Origin of the sequence: Bauldia sp. (assembly GCF_020442045.1) — a bacterium.
Lineage (GTDB): Bacteria > Pseudomonadota > Alphaproteobacteria > Rhizobiales > Kaistiaceae > Bauldia.
In genome coordinates, this window is sequence record NZ_JAGRLA010000147.1 from 13,613 (window position 1) to 31,989 (window position 18,377).

Consider the following 18,377-nt stretch of genomic DNA (forward strand, 5'->3'; position numbering starts at 1 on the left):
CTCCGGTTTCCATGCCTGTCAGATGCGTGTCATGCTGCGCCGGCGCCACTGATCGAAGATCACGACGACGACGATGACGAAGCCCTGCGCGATGCGCTGCCAGAAGGGACTGACGTCGAGCAGGTTGAGGCCGTTGCCGAGGACGCCGATGATGGCCGCGCCGACAATCGAGCCGAGGACGCTGCCTTCGCCGCCGAACAGGTTCGTGCCGCCGATGACGACCGAAGCGATGGAGCGCAGTTCCTCGCCTTCCGCCATCAGGGCGTTGGCCGAGTTGAGACGGCCGACCAGAACGATGCCGGCAATGGCTGCCAGAAGGCCGGAAATCGCGTAGGTCATGATCTTGGTGCGCTCGATGGAAATGCCCGAAACGCGCGCCGCCTCCCTGTTGCCGCCGACCGCGTAGATGGCGCGCCCCAGGACCGTGTAGCGCAGCACGTACCAGGCGATCAGCCCGCACAGCAGCGCCAGGAGAGCGCTGACGGGAAAGCCGAACAGGGTTCCGCCGCCAACCCAGATCAACGTGTCGGGAAGCTGCCGCTGCGCATCGAAAGAGGGCACGGGCAGGCCGTCGGTGACCAGAAGCGCGGCTCCCCGGAAGATCGTCATCGTGCCCAGCGTCGCGATGAAATCGGGAATCTTGAAGGTTGCGATGACCCAGCCGTTGAAGGCGCCCGCCACGAGGCCCATCAGCAATCCGATCGCCACCGCGAGCTCGGGCGGCAGCAGGCCGAAATCGAAGCCGAGCAGGGCGAGCGGCTGCGTCAGCAGAACGGCGGTGATCGAGGCGGACAGGGCGGCGATGGCAGCCACGGAGAGGTCGATGCCGCCGGTGAGGATGACGAAAGTCTGTCCCACGGCGACGATCGCGACGAAGGCGCTCTGGCGGGCGACGTTCGAAAGATTGTCGACCGTCAGAAAGTTCGACGTGGCGAAGGAGAGGTAGGCCATGAGCAGGATCAGTGCGATCAGCGGACCTGCCTGGAACAGCAGGTGCCGTAGATGGGCTCGACCGGATTGCGCGGCTATGGCCGCTTCGTCCGAGGTCTTTGTCGCGGTCGATTCGCTCATGGATTGGGTCCTCAGCTCGCGTGACGGAGCAGGTTTTCCTGGGAAAGCTGGTCGCGGTCGAGTTCAGCCGTGACGCGACCGCCATGCAGTACGAGCACACGATCGGCCATGCCGATCAGCTCGTTGAGTTCGGACGAGATCATCAGGATCGCCGCACCTTCGTTCACCAGGCGGCTCATCAGCGCGAAGACCTCGGCCTTGGCGCCGACATCGATGCCGCGGGTCGGCTCGTCGAAGATGAGCGTATGCGCGCCGCTCGACATCCAGCGCGCGAGGATGACCTTCTGCTGATTGCCGCCGCTGAAGAACATGAGCTGATGTGTGAGCGAGGAGGGACGAACCCGGAGCTCCTTCACATAGCGCTCGCTTTCCTCACGCTCGCGCTTCAGCTCCAGCGGAGCGAGCAGGCGGCGGCGCGACAGCCATGACAGGCTGAGATTCGGGCCGACGGGCTGCATCGGCACCAGGCTCTGGCGCCGGTCGCGTGAAATCAGCCCGAGCCCGGCGGCAATGGCGTTCGAGGAATAGGAAAAGTGCACGGGCTTGCCGTCTACGGCAACGCTGCCGGCCTTGATCGGCTGCAGGCCGAACAGGGCCGGCGCAACCTCGGACTGGCCCGCGCCCATGAGGCCATAGATGCCGAGGATCTCGCCACGGCGCAGGGTGAAGGAGATGTCCTTCAGCGAGTTGCCGGAAGCAAGGTTCTCGACCGCGAGCGCCGGTGTGCCGATCTCCGCCACCTGCTTGGGAAACTGCTCGTCGAGCGTGCGGCCCACCATCATCCGCACCACGGTCTCCTCATCCGCTTTCTCGGCGGGAAGGGTCTCCACCACCACGCCGTCGCGCAGTACCGTGACGCGGTCGGCGATCATGGGGATCTCGGCGAGGTGGTGCGAAATATAGATCATGCCGACGCCGCGGGTCTTCAGACGGCGGATGACATCGAAGAGACGCAGCCGCTCGCCGTCGGACAAGGCCGAGGTCGGCTCGTCCAGCAGCAGGATCCGGGGGCCGCGTTCGAGGACACGGGCGATTTCGACGAGCTGCTGTTCCGCAACCTCCAGCCTGCGCACCTCGATGGTCGGGTCGATCGATACGCCAAGCTCGCCGAGCGCGCGCCGCGCCATGTCGTGCGCCTTGCGCCAGTTGATGCGTCCAAGCGGGCCGCGCGGCAGGCGATTGAGGAAGATATTCTCGGTGACGCTGAGTGCGGGAACGAGGCTCAGCTCCTGATGGACAAGGCCGATGCCGAGCTCGCCCGCCGTTTCCGGGGTCAGCGTGGAGACCGCCTTGCCGCCGATCGTGACCGTTCCGGCGCTCGCCCGGTACTCGCCGGCGAGAATCTTCATCAGCGTGGACTTGCCCGCGCCGTTCTCGCCAAGCAGGACCTGCACCTCACCCGCCCTCAGATCCATAGAGATGGACCGGAGCGCGATGACACCGGGGAAGCGCTTCTCGACCTGGTCGAGCTTCAGGAGGATTTCGGGTTCGCTCAAGGCGTGTCTCGGACGTTTGCCGCTTCGGCCAAGCGCAGTCCGGAGCCGGCGAGAGGATTGGCGGAAAGGGCAGCGGCCGAAGCGCGCTGCCCTTCCGTGTCGGCGTGACTACTTATCCGCCTTCTTGCAGCTCGCGTGGATGCTGTCCCAGTCGATCGCCTCAAGCTTCGGCTCGGGATAGAAGTTGCGGGCGTTGTCCTTGTAGACCGTGCGCGGACGAATGTCGTAGGTCTTGGGCGTGTCGATGCCGCAGGCCAGTTGCACCGCGAACTTGGTGCCGAACCATCCCCAGTCCGCGAAGCCGTGGGTGGTCTCTGCGATCATCTTTCCCTCGGCGATGCGGTCGACCGACTCCGGCGTCACGTCGTTGGTGAAGATCGCCACTTTGTTGTCGCCGGTGTTGGGACCGTCGTCTGCCGTTTCCAGCCGGCCCTGTGCGTTGGCCGCGAGCATGGCGCCGAGGCCCATCTCGTTGGACGCCGCCCAGATGAAGTCCAGGTTATCGGGATTGGCCTGCAGGATATCCTCCGCGCAGCGCGTGCCCTTTTCGCGGTTCCAGTCGCCGGCGCAGGGATTGCCGACGATCTCGATGCCCGGGAACTGCTCCAGCACCTCGCGGAAGCCCTTGAGGCGCTCGGTGGAGTAGAAGCCGCCGGCGACGCCCTCGATGATGGCGCCCCGCGCCTTGACATTGGCGCGGTCGGCTTCGCTTTCCTTCGACACCAGATCGTTCCAGAAGGCGAGGTCGAGATAGGTGTCGGGCTGGACATCGACCTTGTCGCCACTGCCCAGGACGCCGGGCGCGCCGAAATAGTCGGCCACGGCATTGGCGCTGACGCGTCCGCCGTCCGAATTGTCGAAGCCGATATAGGAGTTGACGTCAACACCCTGGATCGGTTCCAGCAGGTTCACGATGATGACCGGAATGCCGGCCTCGCGCGCCCGCTTCAGCGCAGGCGTCACGGTGGCCACCTCGGCGGGCGAGACGGCGATGACGTCCACGCCGCGCTGGATCATGTCCTCGATGTTCGCGACCTGCTCGGCGAAGGCGGTCGGGCTGGTCTGGGAGCGGGTGATGAGCGTGACGTTGAAACCGTGCTGGTTGGCTTCGTCGGCGGATTTCTGGAAGAAATCCGTCGCGGTCTTGAACACGCCGGTGATGTCCGGCGGCGCCCAGCCGATGGTGATCTCGATCGGCATCTGGTCCTCGGCATTGGCCGGAAGCGCCGCCGCCGAGATCAGGCCGGCCGCCAGCGCAACCGGCGCGGCATAGCCCATGAATCTGGAAAATCCGTATCGCATTCTTTCCTCCCTAAAGGCCGCCTAAGGCCGAAAAAGCAGTTGCGGCGGCCCCACCGAACCGCGCCCCGGCAAGCCTCATCAGGACCCCGGTGAAGGGATGTTAACAAAGCCATTTTGTAATTCAACTACAAAAATGTCGCGCATCCAATAATCCTGTTCGGACAAGTTGCATGCGCCCATTCGTTGGCCGGTTTGCCGCGTGATTGGACGAAAAGGAAGACTACTCAAGGAAAATTCGGCGAAGGCGGCTCGTGTCGCCGAATCGGACGCAGAATCCGGATGGGTAGTATAACTACGGTTACGGGCGGCGTTCCGGCAGCTTTCCTCTCGACGCCCGTGCTGGCGGGGCGCCGGTCCTAGAAGCCGCCGACCACAAAGCCGCCATCGACGGGAAGGTCGGCTCCGGTCACGAAAGCCGCGGCCGGCGACGACAGGAAGATCGCGGTTCCCACGAGGTCGTCGACGGTGCCCCAGCGCTTGAGCGCCGAGCGCTGTTCGATCTTTGCGGCGGGCTCGGGATCCGTCCACAGGCTCTTGGTCATGTCGGTCTTGTGATAGCCGGGCGAAATGGCATTGACGCGGATGCCGTCCGGCCCGAAGGCATGGGCGAGATGGCGGGTGAGGCCGAGCACGCCGGTCTTGCTCGCCCCATAGGCCGGAACCACCGGATCGCTGACGTAGCTCAGCATCGAGGCGATGTTGATGATCGACCCCTTCGATGCCTTGAGCAGGGGGTGCGCGGCCATGGCGAAGCGCATCTGGCTGTTGAGATTGACGTCCATGACTTCCGTGTAGGTCTCGTCCTCGAACTCGGCCGTGGGGCGGGCGATGCCGGCGCCGTTCACCAGCACGTCGAGCTTGTCGAGGGTTGCGACAAAATCCCTGATCGCCTTGAGGTCCCGGACGTCGACCTGCTTGAATCGGATGCCCCGGTTGGCCGGATCCTTCGCGGCCGCCTCCAGCTTCGCTGCCGAGTTTCCGATTGCGGTCACCTGGCCGCCGAGCCCGGCAAAGCCCTGGGCGATCGCCAGCCCGATGCCGCTTGAGCCGCCGGTGACGAGCACCGACTTGCCCTTGAAGAGATCCTTGCTGAATGTGCCGATGATGTCGTCCATTGTCGTTTCTCCGATCTGAGTTGTCCTGTTGCCTGGAGCGGTCGCCGGCGCGCCGGCCGACGCCGTGTTCAGTCCGATATTGCGCGCAGCGCCTCCAGCCCGCCCGCAAGTTGCTTCTGCTGCTCCGCCGCCTGCCGATAGGCCGTCAGTGCCGCGTCGTAGACGGCGCGATTTCGTGGTCGCGGCCGCGATCGGCCCTCCGGCACGTGGAGCGCGCGAACCGTCTCGAAATCCTTCCATAGGCCGATTCCGACCAGCGCCAGCGCCGCCGCGCCGAGCGCCGCGGCTTCCTGGTCCACTCCCGTCTTGAGGATTGTGCAGTCGAAGATGTCGGCGAAGATTTGTCGCCAGGCGGTGCTCTGCGCGCCGCCGCCGACGGCGATGATCTCGTCGCTGACCGCGGTCATGCGGCGCAACTCATCGAGCGCCACGCGCAGGCCCAGGGCGATGCCTTCCAGTCCCGCGCGGATGATGTCGGCGCGCTCGTGCTGCAGGTCCAGCCCCACGAACGCGCCGCGAACCGACGGGCCGCCTTCCAGGGCCGTGCCGCCGGCCAGCGTCGGCACGAACAGCAACCCGCGCGCTCCCGGAGGCGAGGTGAGCCCGCGTTCGATCATCGCCTCATAGGCGTTGCGACCGCTGGCGGCCGCCTCTTCCCCAATGTCGGGCATCAGACGATCGCGGATCCAGCCCATGCTGGTGCCGGAAGAAAAGATGGACGTGGCGGAGATGAACTGGCCGGGCACGACATGCGCGAAGGCATAGGAGTGGACATCGTCATCGAGCAGCGGCCTTGCCGACGAAACGGTGAGCCAGCTCGACGATCCCATGGAGCTGAAGATGTCGCCCTCGGCGAAGGTCGCGGCGCCGAGCGCCATGCAACTGTTGTCGACGCCTCCCGCCACGACCTTGACGTCGGATGCGAGGCCGAATTCGTCACGGATTTCGGCGCGCAGCGCGCCGACCGCCTCCGTCGATGCGATGACCGGCGGAAGCAGGGTGGGATCGATGCCGGCGGCGGCGAGGATTTCATCCGAATAGCGGCCGGCCCTCAGATCGAAACAGCCGGAGCCCGACGCGTAGGAGACGTCCGTCGCGATGCGGCCGGTCAGGCGCAGGTTGAGGTAATCCTTGGTGCCGATGACGGTGCGGATGCGCGCAAAGACCTCCGGCGCCTCGTCGCGCAGCCACATGATCTTGAACAGCGTGTAGAGCGGCGCGGGAAAGCCGTTCCCGGTCATCTGGTACCAATCGACCCGGTCGAAGCGCGTGAAGAAGGCGTCGGCCTGTGCTGCGGCGCGGCCGTCCGACCAGATCGGCACGGCATCCTGCAAAAGGGCGCCGTCTTCATCCAGCGGGATGCAGCCGAGGCTGTGGCCGGACAGCGCGATGGCCGCGATCTGCAAGGCATCGACCTCGGGCCGGGCGAGCAGCGCGCGCAGGCAGTCGAGAAAGGCCTGCCACCAGTCCTGCGGCCGCTGCTCGTGGCGGGACGGGGCGGGGAAGAGCGTCTGGTAGGGGACGACATGCTCGGCAAGGCAGATGCCGCCAGCGTCGAAAATGCCTCCCTTGATCCCGCCCGTGCCGAGATCGAATGCGGCGACAGAACGCGGCATTCGCAGACCTAGGCCGTGTCGGACAGGACCAGCCTGCCGCCCGGCAGCGCCGCGCATTGGCGAAGGAGATCGACGGCCGTCCTGGTGTTGATGCCGAAGCGGCTGACGCCAAGGCCGACCATTTCGCGGATCGTCTCAAGGCCGCGGATGCCGCCGGACGCCTTGATGGCGACGCGGCCGCGCACGGTCTTGGCGATGATGCGGATCTTCTCGACCGTCGTTGCGCTCGGTGTCCATCCTGTCCCGGTCTTGACAAATGCCGCGCCGCTCTCGGCGACGATCTCGCTGGCGCGACGAATCTCCTCGTCGTTCAAATGGTACAATTCGATGATCACCTTCAGCGGCACGGGTGCGATGGCTTCCGCCACGGCCGCGATTTCCTTGGCCACATAGTCGGTGTCGCCAGACTTCAGCCGGCCGATATTCATCATCATGTCGAGTTCCTGCGCCCCGTCGGCGACCAGGGCGGTGGCTTCGACGATCTTGGTCCGGGTGGCGTGGCCGCCCGAGGGGAAGCCGACCGGGCCGCCTACCATGGTGAAGGCGCCGGCCGGAATGAGGCTGCGCAGGAGCGGCACGAAATGCGGCAGGGCATGGGCCGCGACGAAGCGGTTCTCCGTCGCGATCTTCGCCAGAGCGCGGATATCCTGCTCGGTGTGGAACGCCTGGACCGCGCTGATGTCGATGAGGGCGGCGAGCTCCGCCGCGTCCATGCTTGCGGGTGCCGATGCGACGGCCGACATGCCCCTGCTCCTCCCGGACTGAATGCCGGCCATTTCTGTAGCACGACTACAAAAATGTCAACGAAGCAGGGCTATTTCGCATCAGTCAGGCAGAAATATATCGGGAATCAGTACTACAGGTACGCGATCAGCGGTCGCTCGTGCGCAGATAGCTCAGGTGCCTCTTCATCTCGCCGAAGCTCTCGACGTGCTCCTCGCCCCGCCGCAGCGCGACCGAGGTCGAGAGAATGTCGATGACGGCCAGGGCGGCGATGCGCGAGATCGTCGGCGTGTAGATGTTGGTGTTGTCCAGTGTCTCGACGAGGACCACGTGATCGCAATGCTCGACCAGCGGACCGTGCATCCCGACGAGGCCCAGAACGACCGCGCCGCGCTTGCGCGCAAGCTCCGCGGTGCCGAAGAGGGAGGTGGTCGCGGCGGTGTTCGAGATCACCACCAGCACGTCGCCCGGGTTGAGCATGGAGGCCGCCATGATTTGCTGGTGCGAATCGATCTCCACGCCGCACGGCACGTCAAAGAGCGGAAATTTCTGTTGAGCGTCGCGCGCGACGATGCCGGATGCGCCGAAGCCGAAGAATTCGATTCGTCTGGCATTGGCGAGGATGTCGACCGCCTTGCGGATCGCCTCGCCGTCGAGGCGGCTGCGAACCCAGTCCAGGCTGGTGATCGTGTAGTCGAATATCTTTTCCGCGACCTCCTCGGGGCTGTCGCTGGGCATGATGACCGAATGGGTGGCGGGCGTGCCGAGCGCGAGCGACTGCGCCAGCCGCAGCTTGAAGTCCTGATAGCCCAGGCAGCCGATCGAGGTGCAGAAGCGGATCACCGTCGGCTGGCTGACGCTGGCCCATTCCGCGGTCTCGGCAAGGGTCGCGTGAAGGATGCGGCGCGGATTGTCGAGCACGACTTCGGCCACCTTGCGGTCGGACTTGCGCAGGAGGTCGATGCGTGTGCGGACCGTCTCGATGACGTTCTCGTTGGTTCCGATCGTTTCGGAGACTCTTGGCTTGCGCGGCATGGATATCCGTTGCGGCTGCGAGGCTGCCGGACGGTTTGCCTGCACCGGCGCTTGGCCGCACGGCGATACGGCACCGCGGAAGGCGCAGATGCCCGCGAGCCGATCCGTCAGCTCTGGGAAACCAGATATTCTCTGCCGGTTTGTGCCCTAAGCAATTTTGTTTCGCAACCGCCCCGCATCGGGGGCCTCGGCCGCCGCGTCTATCGCCTGCGGGTCGGAGGTGTTGAATGCGAACATGCCGTAGTGGTGGAAGACGGCGGCATCGGCGTCCAGCAGGCGGGCGATACCGATGGCCTCGTCGAGCGAGAGATTGCCGGGAACGCCGTTGGCGCTGAGTTCGGGCCGGCGGCCGGCGGTCCGGCAAGATCGAGGACGTCCAGTCGCGCCATCAGCTCGCTAAGGCGTCGAGCAAGTTGCGGATCGCCGCTTCGGTCGCGCGGCTGACGCTCTCCTCGGTAAAGCCGCCTATGTGACTGGTGGCCACGACCTTCGGATGAAAGGCCAGGCTTCCGCTTTCCGGCGGCTCGACCGCAAACACGTCCGTGCCGTAGCCGTGCAGCCGGCCTCCGTCCAGCGCAGCGCGCAGCGCTTGCTCGTCGACCAGCGCCGCGCGTGCCGTATTCACGATGACCGAGCCCGGTCGCATGGATTCCACGCGCGCCTCGTCGATGAGGAAGGTGCCGTCGGCAAGCGGCGGGCAATGCAGCGAGACGACGTCCGATTGCGAGAAAAGCTCGTCCAGCGACGCCCAGGAGAATGGTCCGCTGGTGGCGAAGTCGCGGGGATAGGGGTCGTAGCCGATGATCTGCGACCCCATGGCGGATGCAATCTGCGCCACCTGGCGCCCGACCGCGCCGCAGCCGACGACGCCGACCACCCGTCCGCGCATCTCCTTGCCGCGCTGCCGCGGCCAGCCCCCCGCCTTGATGCCGTGATCGGCGGCCGGGATGCCGCGCAGGACCGCGAGCATCAATGCTACCGCCAGTTCCGCCACACCGGTCGCGTTGGCGCCTTCGGCACGCAGAACGCGCACGCCCTTTCGTTCGAGGTCGGCCAGCGGCAGGTTGTCGACGCCGGTACCGTTGCGCGACACGGCCTTGAGGGTGTCGGCGGCGGCGATCACCCGCGGGCTGACGGGTTCGATGCCGGCAAGCCAGCCGGTGCAGCCGGGCAGGAGCTCGATCAGTTCCTCTTCGCCCGGCAGCTTGCCGGGGGTGGAAAAGACCAATTCGTGGCCCGCCTCGGTGAGGATGGAAAGCTCGCGCGGCGGGTCCTGGGTGAGCGAGCGGGGGGTGACGAGAATGCGTGCCATGGCTCAGCTCTTTGCCGCTTCGATGGCGATACGCGAAATCTCGTCGAACTCCGGCCCGGATGTCGGGATGTCGATATGGAAGACTTCGGCGATGACCTGCGTCCAGCCATGGATGAAGTAGGTCCATCCATCCTCCACCTGCAGATGGCGCTCGGCCTTCTGCCGGTTTGCCTGGTCGAGGAAGACGAGATCGCCGCGGTAGTTGAGATCCCATGCTATGCCGCGTTCGGGAAAGATACCGGCGTCGGTGAGCGGCGATCCGGGGGCGTCCTTGCCCAGGCCGGTCGCGTTGATGACAAGCGATCCGGGCTTGAGCCTGGCCATCGCATCGTCGTTCAGTTCCGGCCTGTCGGCCAGGACGTATTCGACCGGTACGCCGAAGCCCAGGCCTTCGTGAAAATGCCTGATCTCGTCCAGCCGCGGTTGCGAACGGTTCGTCACCACCACGCGGGACGGACGGTCCGGCCCGCGCTCGGGGCGCATGAGGTGCCAGGTGATCGCGATGGTGGAGCCGCCGGCGCCCATGGACATCAATTCGGCGCCGGTATGCCCGAAATGGTCTCTTGGCAGGAAGTTGTCGATCGCCAGGCCGGAGGAGATCGGATCCTTGGCGTGACAGATCAGCCTGCCGTCGCGCTTGGAGAGGCAGCTCGTCTCGTTCATGGCGCGGGCATGCGGGTCGATCTCGTCGAACAGGTCGTGCGCGGCCTTGAACAGGTCCAGCTTGTGCGTCGTCACCAGCGCGCCCAGCGAGAGCGGGTCATCCTTGATGAAGGAAACGGCATCGCGATAGGCCTGCGGGTCGGCATGAAGCGGAAAATCCATGCCCCTGATGACCGCATCCTTGAGGCCAAGATGCCTGGCCCAGGCGGGAAACACCCGCATGATGGAGCTTTTCGCCGTGGTGACGCCGATGAAGTAGAAGGTGGGTTGCGTGGCCGGCTGGTAGGTCATGCCGCGTCCTTTTTCGAAGAGGCGTAGACTGCCGCGAGCGCGGCTTCGTCGCGTGGATGCCAGTTGGGATTCTCGACCGCCTTCCAGCCGCCCGCACCGTCGTCGACGATGCGGCTGCGCATGCCGCCCGAGCGCTCGATGATGGTGTAATCCTGGCCCGAATCCGCCGGGTAGCAGAACAGCATCACGAACTCTTCGGCGCCCGTATTGACCGAACGGTGGATCCAGTAAGGTGGTACGTAGCAGCAGGTGAGGGGCTCGATCTCGACGATGCGCGTCTCCCCCTCCGGCGATTCCATCAGCATCAGGCCCTTGCCCTTCTGGCCGTAGTAGATTTCAGGGCGGTCGGCCTGCCGGTGGATGTGGCCCCGGGTGATGAAGAACTCCTCGCCCACCTTGCCGGGCGCCATGCGCGTGACGCCGAAGATCACGTCGCCGGCCCGGTCGGAAGGGCGGAAATCCGAAACGGCATAGACCACCCTGTCGTCCCACTCGGCGCGCATGGCCTCGAAGGCTGCCTCGTCGCCGTAGAGACCGGCGAGATCGCCGAAGCGCTTCTCGTAGCTGCCGGTGGCATTGGTCATTGCTCCGGTCGCAAGGTCGACGTCGCAACCGACCGGTTCGAAATGTTTCTTCACGAGTATCGGTCCTTCCATTTCATGCTTGCGACCCACTTTTGGGATCAGGCTCTAGACGATCGTGTAGCCGCCATCGATCGCGAGGTTGGCGCCGTTGACCATCCCCGCGCCATCGCCGGCGAGATAGAGAACGGCGGCCGCGACCTCCCATGGCTTGGCGAAGCGGCGGGTCGGGATCGCGGCCCGCGCCCTGACGCCCTTTTCGCCCGCCCAGCCGGTCAGGCCGAGCTCCGTCTCCACCACGGTGGGCGAAACGGCGTTGACGGTGACGCCACGCGGCCCCCATTCGAGCGCCATGCAATTGGTCATGCCGATGATGCCGGCCTTGGAGGCGCAATAGGCGACATGGCCTTCGATGCCGATCGCCGCCGCCTGAGAGGCCATGTTGACGATGCGGCCCTTGCCGCGGTCGAGCATGGCCGGCGCGACCGTGCGCGCGACGAGGAACGCGCCCTTGAGATTGATGCCGAGCGTGCGGTCCCACTCCGCGGTCGGATAGCTTTCCGCCGGGGCGAGCGGGCCGATGCCGGCATTGTTGACGAGGATGTCGATGCCGCCGAATGCCCGCTCCGCGGCCCGGACGCAGCGCTGGACGCTGTCCTCGTCGGTGACATCGCCGACCAGCCCGAGGTGGCCGTCACCAAGCGAGCGCGCGCCTTCCTCGATACGCGGATCGCGGTCCATCAGCGCAAGGCGCGCGCCGCGCGCGGCAAAGGCGTCGGCCACGGCGCGCCCGATGCCCGCGGCCGCGCCGGTTATGAAAACCGACCGGCCCGCGAAATCGAGCAGGTCGGGCATGGTTTCGGATACGGGACTGGCCATGTCAGAACTCTTGGCGCGTATGGGTGATCGTCATTGTCTTCCGCGTTGCCACGTGCCGACGGGACGACCCGTGCGCCCATGCCGCCGCGCACGGGCGCATTCACAGCCGATGCCGCGGCTGCCGCCGGTGACGAGCGCACTCCGACCGTTCGGCCGGAGCATTCCTGAGCACATATCGGGCCTCCCCGCCACCCTTCGTAAGACCGCTTCAGTTTTTGTAATAAAACTACATTTATGATCGCTGTCAATGGGCGGTGACGAGAGAAACATCGTCCTTGAGAGGGTAGTTGTGGCTATTTTCACCCTTGGATTGGTAGCATGGGCAATATATATGTAGCAAAAATACAGAATGACGATTTGAGACGTGGCGCCCGGAGCCGCCGGTTGTCCGGCTGTCCGGACCGCGCTACGGTCCCGGCGGCTTCACCGGGTACCCCCATGATCGATCGAACCACGCCCGTTCCGCTCTATTTCCAGCTTGCCCAGCATCTGCGGTCGGAGATCGCCTCGGGTGCGATCGCCAGTGGCGGCAAGCTGCCCTCCGAGCATGAGATGTGCGCCGAATACGGGGTCTCGCGCTCCGTGGTCCGGCAGGCCCTCCAGTCGCTCGCGCTGGACGGGCTGATCGAGACCGAGCGCGGGCGCGGCGCCTTCGTCCGGGAAAAGAAGGTGCCGATCGTGCTGCAGCAGCGGCTGGACCCGCTGCAGGAGGGCATGGCCAAGGCGGGTTTCACACTCACCACGAAAGTGTTGCGGCAGGAGGCGATAGTGGCGCCGGCGCATGTCGCGGAGGCGATCGGCGACAACAGGGTCGTCTTTCTCGAGCGCGTGCGCTACGTCGACGGGCAGTTGCTGCTCGTCGTCCAGAACTACCTGCCGCTCAGCCGCTTTTCAGCGCTTCTCGATTTCGACGGACTCGAGACCAAGTCGCTCTATGACTGGTTGGACGAAGCCTGCGGCGTCATCGCTTCGACGGGCAAGCGCGCGATCGAGATTGGCCGTGCCGACAGCCACATCGCGTCGCTGCTGGATCTGCAACGAGGCGACCGGGTCCTGTTCAACCGGGAGACGACGTTCGACCAGGACGGCAGGGCGATCGAATACTACGAATCCTGGCATCATCCGGACCGGACCCGCCTCAGCATCGATCTCTACCGTCAGAAGGGCTGAACGCCACGACTAGACGTCGCGGTTGGATTTCAGGGCGCGATAGGTGGCGCGAAAGCGTGCCAGGAGATCGTCGAGGCCGGGAAAGGGACGCGGCTCGAGCAGGGGTTCGCTGGACGTGATGAAGGGAAGCTCGGATATCCCGCCCCAATGTCCGGCGGCCATGCCGCCGATATAGGCCGCGCCCAGCGCCGCGGCATCGCGGCCTTGAAACGGACGCATCGGCACGCCGACGATGTCCGCCAGCATCTGCCGCCAGCGCGGGTCGGTCGCGCCGCCCCCGGTCAGCAGCATGGACGACGCTTCGACGCCGGTCGCTTTCAGAGCGTCCCAACTGTCGCGTACCGCCAGCGCCACGCCCTCGAACACCGAGCGGATGATCTGGTCGCGTCCGGCGCCGAGGCGCATGTCGGACCAGACCGCGCTCGCCTGCGGGTCGAGCAACGGTGCGCGTTCGCCGCTCACATAGGGCAGGAAGACCGCCCCGCCATTGTCGACCCCCGGCGCGAAGGCGCGCGCATACATTTCCGTCCATTCGGCGCCGAGAACGCGGCGCGCCCATTCGAACACGGTGCCGCCGTTCTGCAGCGCGGCCATCTTGTAGATGCCCGCGCCGACTCCGCGGAAGGTGTTGTAGAAGGGCTGGAGCTCCGGCGTGGCGCGATCGACCACCGCCATCATCTGTATGCCGGATCCCACTTGAAGCACCGTCTCGCCGGGCGCGGTCTGGCCGAGCCCAAGCAGGCATGCGGCGGTATCGGAGAGCCCGTGGGCAACGGGAATGCCCCGCGGCAGGCGAAGTGCGGAGGCAGCCGGGCCGGCAAGGCCGCCAGCGACGTCCGTCGAGGCGCGAAGCGGCGGCAGCAGGGAGAGATCGACCCCGAGGCTTTCGGCGAAGGGTTCCGCCCAGCCATCGTTGCCCATGTCGTAGAGCAGCGTCATCGAAGCGTCGGCGGGCTCGGTCGCGCGCTCGCCCGTCAACCGCAGCCGCAGCCAGTCCTTCGGCGAGAGTGCGACGCTGGCCTGGCCGAGGAGGGCGGGCTCATGCCGCTTGAGCCACAACAGGCCCAGCCCCGCCATGCCCGTGGCGACGGGATTGCACAGCGACAGCCGCAAATCGCCGTCGAGCGCCAGCGCGTCCTGGACTTCCTGTCGCGTTCGCAGGTCCGGCCACAGAATGGCCGGCCTGAGCGGTGTTCCCTGCGCATCCGCCAGGACGAATCCATGTCCCTGGCCGGACAGGCCGATGCCGCGCACCGCCTCGCCATGCTCCGCGCATGCCTCGCGCACGGCCTCCACGGTCTTCGACCACCACAGTTCCGGGTCCGTCTCGGCATGGCCCGGGACGGGCGATCGGAGCTCGTAGGCGCGGCTCGCCTCTGCGACAGGCCGCCCGGTCTCGTCGATCAGCAGCGCCTTGACGGAGCCGGTGCCAAGGTCGATTCCGAGGAACATTCAGAGCGCTCCCGTCGCCCGTCTATGCGGTAACCGCAAAGACGTCGCCCTTGTCGGCGAGAAGAGCCAGGGCCGCTTCCGCAATGGCGTCCACGGTGAAGCCGAAGTGGGAGAACACTTCCGCGCCGGGTGCGGATTCGCCGAAACGGTCGACGCCGATGATCCTTCGGCGTCCGCCGAGGAACTGATACCAGTAGAGGGATGACGCTGCCTCGACCACGACGGTCGGCAGGTGGCGCGGCAGGATGCTCGACCGGTATTCCTCGGGCTGGCGCGCAAAGATATTGGCATTGGGAACGGACACGACGCGCACGGCCACGCCCTCCGCCGCGAGCCGCGCGGCGGCCTGACGAACCAGGACGAGCTCCGAACCGGTGCCGGCCAGCACGACATCGGGCGCCGCGCCGGTGGCCGGGTCGGAAAGCACGTAGCCGCCCTTGCGGATCTTCTCGTCGTCACCGGGCTGGTGGTCGACGCCCTTGCTGCCCTGCCTTGCCAGCACCATGGCGCTCGGTCCGTCGCGGAGCAGGCTCTCATCCCAGGCGATGAGCGCCTCCAGCTCGCTTCCCGGCCGCCATACGGAGAAATCCGGAATCGCACGCAGCGCCACAAGCTGCTCCGATGGCTGGTGGGTCGGCCCGTCCTCGCCGACGCCGATGGAATCATGGGTGTAGATGAAGATGGAGCGCAGCTTCATGAGGGACGCAAGGCGCACGGCGTTGCGGCTGTAATCGCTGAACACCAGGTAGGTCGAGCCATAGGGGACCACGCCGCCGTGGGCGGCCATGCCGTTCATCATCGCCGACATGGCGAACTCGCGTACCCCGTAGTGAACGAAATTGCCGGAGAAGTCGCCCGGCCGGATGGAGCGGGACCCTTGGGTCCAGGCCAGCGTCGACTCGCTGAGATCAGCAGAGCCGCCGACCAGCTCGGGGGCGGCCTCGACCATCAGCCCGGCAACACGGTTCGACGCCTTGCGCAACGGCTGATCGACCGCGGGTTTTTCGATGATGGCGGCCGCCTCCTGTTTCACCAGCGCGTCGAGACCGGGAGGCCGCTCGCCCTTCATCCTGCGGCTGAATTCGGCCGCGAGTTCGGGATGGGATGTCCGGTAGGCGGCAAACATCCGATCCCATTCGGCTTGCGCGGCCTTGCCTTTCCCGCGCCCATCCCAGCCGGCAGCGACATCTTCCGGGATCTCGAAGGGTGCATGGGGCCAGCCGAGCGCCTTGCGCGTCAGGGCCACTTCCTCCACGCCGAGCGGCGCACCGTGCGATTCCTCCTTGCCCTGTTTGTTGGGCGAGCCGAAGCCGATGGTCGTCTTGCAGCAGATCAGCGTCGGCCGGTCGGAGGCACGCGCGGCCTGGTAGGCCGCGTGGACAGCGGCGGGATCGTGCCCGTCAACGTCGGCAATCACGTGCCAGTTCAGCGAGCGGAAACGGGCTGCGGTGTCATCGGCGAACCAGTCGCCGACCTCTCCGTCGATGGAGATATTGTTGTCGTCATAGACGGTGATCAGCTTGGAGAGGCCGAGCGTGCCGGCGAGCGAAGCCGCTTCCTGGCTGATGCCTTCCATCAGGCAGCCGTCGCCGGCAAAGACATAGGTGAAGTGATCGACCACGGGGAAGCCGTCGCGGTTGAATTCCTCGGCCAGCCGGCGTTCGGCGAGCGCCATGCCGACCGCGGTCGCAAAACCCTGCCCGAGGGGACCGGTCGTCGTTTCGACACCCGGCGTCATCCCGCGTTCCGGATGCCCGGGCGTTCTGGAGCCGAATTGCCGATGCCTGCGCAGGTCGTCCAGCGAAAGGTCGTAGCCGGCCAGATGCAGCAATGAATAGATGAGCATCGATCCATGGCCGTTCGACTGCACGAAGCGGTCGCGGTTCGGCCAGTCCGGATCGGCCGGGTTATGGCTCAGGAAATCGTTCCAGAGCACCTCGGCGATATCGGCCATGCCCATCGCCGTTCCGGGATGGCCGGAATTGTTGGCCTGTACGGCGTCCATGGTCAAAGCCCTGATGGCGTTGGCCAGCCTGCGATGGTCACGCGCATGATCCGTCACCGGTCCATCTCCTTAACTTATCATCCTGTACGGACAGGTATAGCCGGGGCGACAGGCTGTCAAACGACTTCTCGCCGGTTCCGCCCGGTGCGCTAAAGCCGGTCGAGATCGTCATAGAGCGCCTGCGAATGGTGGTAGAGCTTTTCGAAGAATGGCTGCATCCGCGCGTAGGTTTCGGCCCAGTCGGGATCAGGCAGGATCTCGCGCTCGTAGCGCACGAAGGCTGCGGCCGCGTCCTCGGCGCTCGGGAACCTGCCTTCCGCGGTCGCGGCCAGCGCCGCGGCGCCGACGACGCCGCATTCCGGCTCCTTTGGCAACAGGATCGGAATGTTGTAGGCGCTCGCCTTGATCTTCAGCCACAGGTCCGACTTCGCTCCGCCGCTCGAGGCAACGATCCGCTCGACCTTGCGGCCGGAAATGTCCTCCATCAGATGCAGGTGTCGCGTGGCGCCGAAGGCCACGCCTTCGAGCACGGCGCGGTGAAGCTGGGCCAGCCCGTGCTCGGCGGTGATGCCGAAGAATTGCGCGCGGGCATTGCGATGCTCGCCGAAACGCTCGCCGACGAGATAGGGCATGAAGAAGAGCCGCTGGGCGCCGGCCTGCGCTTCCGCCGCCTTGGCGGCGATTTCCTCATAGCTCCAGCCATTCTCATGGAAGGCGCGGCGCGCCCAGCGCATGGCGTCGCCGCCGGTCTCGAGCAGGATGAAGGCGCCCCAATTGCCTTCCGGCGTACCGACATTGGAGATCTCGGGCGCCAGAAGCGGCTGGTCGGCGACGACCGTGATGATGCATGAGGTGCCGGTCACGTCCGATCCGAGTCCGGGGCGGCATACGCCCGAGCCGAGCAGGGCGACGGGATAGTCGCCGCCGCCGACGAGGACGGGCGTTCCGGCGCGGAGCCCCGTCTCGCGCGCCGCCGGCGCGCTTACGCCGCCCAGCACCTCGACCGGCTCGCGGATCGTCGTCAGCTTGCCGCGATCGAGCTCCAGCCGGTCGCACATCGACTGCGACCAGTCGCCGGTGCGCGGGTCCATCATGAAGGAGCAGGCGGCCTCGGTGCGGTCCATCGTGATCTCGCCGGTGAGGCGGTAATTCACGTAGTCCTTGGGCATCAGCACCACCGCCGCGCGGCGATATGCTTCCGGATCGTTGTCGCGGATCCATTGCAGCTTGAACCCTGGCCAGGGCGGGGCAGGGGGATTGCCGCTCTCGGCGATGAACTCGTCCAGCTTGTAGCGCTTCTCGAACGCCGCGACCTGACCCATGGTGCGCTTGTCGTTCCACAAGGGGACCGTATCGCGGGTCAGTTCTCCGTTGGCATCGAGCAGCACCGTCCCGTGCATGTGGCCGCAGCCGCAGATGGCCGCGATGCGTCGCGCCGCGTCCGGCACGTCGTCCAGCACCGCGCGGATGGCGCGCGTCACGCCGGCCCACCAGTCGGCCGGGCGCTGTTCCGACCAGCCGTATTCGGGCACGATCTGCTCGTGCTCGAAGGCACGGATGGCGGTCGGCCTGCCGGTCCTGTCGACGAGCGCCGCGCGTACGCTGCCCGTCCCAACGTCGATGGCGAGATAGAGCTCGTCGCTCAAGTCGTCCTCCCTTCCTCCGG

General features: G+C 66.1%; 15 protein-coding genes. 1 reads left to right on the plus strand and 14 read right to left on the minus strand.

The genetic code is table 11. The features are described from left to right. Nucleotides 1–18: 18 nt before the first annotated feature. The 11 genes from KDJ86_RS16465 to KDJ86_RS16515 all read right to left on the minus strand — a co-directional run bounded on the left by KDJ86_RS16465 (nt 19) and on the right by KDJ86_RS16515 (nt 12,084). Nucleotides 19–1,071 carry an ABC transporter permease gene (locus KDJ86_RS16465; RefSeq protein WP_291748260.1) on the minus strand — a complete coding sequence of 351 codons (1,053 nt, stop codon included), beginning with the start codon at nt 1,069–1,071 and terminating at the stop codon, nt 19–21. 11 nt (nt 1,072–1,082) lie between these two features. Next, complete coding sequence (locus KDJ86_RS16470; RefSeq protein ID WP_291748263.1) at nt 1,083–2,567, minus strand: sugar ABC transporter ATP-binding protein; 1,485 nt, start codon at nt 2,565–2,567, stop codon at nt 1,083–1,085. A 108-nt stretch (nt 2,568–2,675) separates the two neighbouring features. Next, on the minus strand, nt 2,676–3,845 hold the full coding sequence (locus tag KDJ86_RS16475) for a sugar ABC transporter substrate-binding protein (RefSeq protein WP_367116835.1): 1,170 nt from the start codon (nt 3,843–3,845) through the stop codon (nt 2,676–2,678). A gap of 380 nt (nt 3,846–4,225) precedes the next feature. After that, nucleotides 4,226–4,984, minus strand: coding sequence for an SDR family NAD(P)-dependent oxidoreductase (locus tag KDJ86_RS16480; RefSeq protein WP_291748270.1), 759 nt, complete (start codon nt 4,982–4,984; stop codon nt 4,226–4,228). A 68-nt stretch (nt 4,985–5,052) separates the two neighbouring features. After that, the gene (locus KDJ86_RS16485; RefSeq protein ID WP_291748272.1) at nt 5,053–6,600 is read right to left on the minus strand and encodes a xylulokinase; all 1,548 of its coding nucleotides are present in this window, start codon (nt 6,598–6,600) and stop codon (nt 5,053–5,055) included. An 8-nt stretch (nt 6,601–6,608) separates the two neighbouring features. Continuing rightward, entirely contained in the window at nt 6,609–7,343 is a 735-nt protein-coding gene (deoC, locus tag KDJ86_RS16490; RefSeq protein ID WP_291748275.1) for a deoxyribose-phosphate aldolase, read from the minus strand. 127 nt (nt 7,344–7,470) lie between these two features. After that, nucleotides 7,471–8,358, minus strand: coding sequence for an SIS domain-containing protein (locus KDJ86_RS16495; RefSeq protein WP_291748277.1), 888 nt, complete (start codon nt 8,356–8,358; stop codon nt 7,471–7,473). A gap of 388 nt (nt 8,359–8,746) precedes the next feature. Next, entirely contained in the window at nt 8,747–9,670 is a 924-nt protein-coding gene (locus KDJ86_RS16500) for a phosphoglycerate dehydrogenase (RefSeq protein WP_291748280.1), read from the minus strand. Between the two features lie 3 nt (nt 9,671–9,673). After that, nucleotides 9,674–10,624: a shikimate dehydrogenase family protein gene (locus tag KDJ86_RS16505; protein WP_291748283.1), complete on the minus strand. Its 951-nt coding sequence runs from the start codon at nt 10,622–10,624 to the stop codon at nt 9,674–9,676. Next, a complete protein-coding gene (locus tag KDJ86_RS16510) occupies nt 10,621–11,262 on the minus strand; it encodes a glucose-6-phosphate isomerase (RefSeq protein ID WP_291748285.1) in 642 nt (213 codons plus the stop codon). The genes KDJ86_RS16505 and KDJ86_RS16510 overlap by 4 nt, the downstream gene beginning before the upstream one ends. Nucleotides 11,263–11,313: 51 nt before the next feature. Further along, nucleotides 11,314–12,084, minus strand: coding sequence for an SDR family oxidoreductase (locus KDJ86_RS16515; RefSeq protein ID WP_291748288.1), 771 nt, complete (start codon nt 12,082–12,084; stop codon nt 11,314–11,316). A 438-nt stretch (nt 12,085–12,522) separates the two neighbouring features. Between KDJ86_RS16515 and KDJ86_RS16520 the strand changes: the two genes are divergently transcribed. Then, nucleotides 12,523–13,254 (plus strand): GntR family transcriptional regulator, encoded by a 732-nt coding sequence (locus KDJ86_RS16520; protein WP_291748289.1) that lies wholly within the window; start codon nt 12,523–12,525, stop codon nt 13,252–13,254. Between the two features lie 9 nt (nt 13,255–13,263). On the opposite strand, the gene KDJ86_RS16525 is transcribed toward KDJ86_RS16520, so the two are convergent. The 3 genes from KDJ86_RS16525 to KDJ86_RS16535 all read right to left on the minus strand — a co-directional run bounded on the left by KDJ86_RS16525 (nt 13,264) and on the right by KDJ86_RS16535 (nt 18,357). Further along, the gene (locus KDJ86_RS16525; protein WP_291748292.1) at nt 13,264–14,706 is read right to left on the minus strand and encodes a xylulokinase; all 1,443 of its coding nucleotides are present in this window, start codon (nt 14,704–14,706) and stop codon (nt 13,264–13,266) included. 22 nt (nt 14,707–14,728) lie between these two features. Then, nucleotides 14,729–16,768, minus strand: a complete 2,040-nt coding sequence (tkt, locus tag KDJ86_RS16530; protein WP_291748296.1) for a transketolase — start codon at nt 16,766–16,768, stop codon at nt 14,729–14,731. 92 nt (nt 16,769–16,860) lie between these two features. Next, nucleotides 16,861–18,357, minus strand: a complete 1,497-nt coding sequence (locus KDJ86_RS16535; protein WP_291748299.1) for a xylulokinase — start codon at nt 18,355–18,357, stop codon at nt 16,861–16,863. Nucleotides 18,358–18,377: the final 20 nt, after the last annotated feature.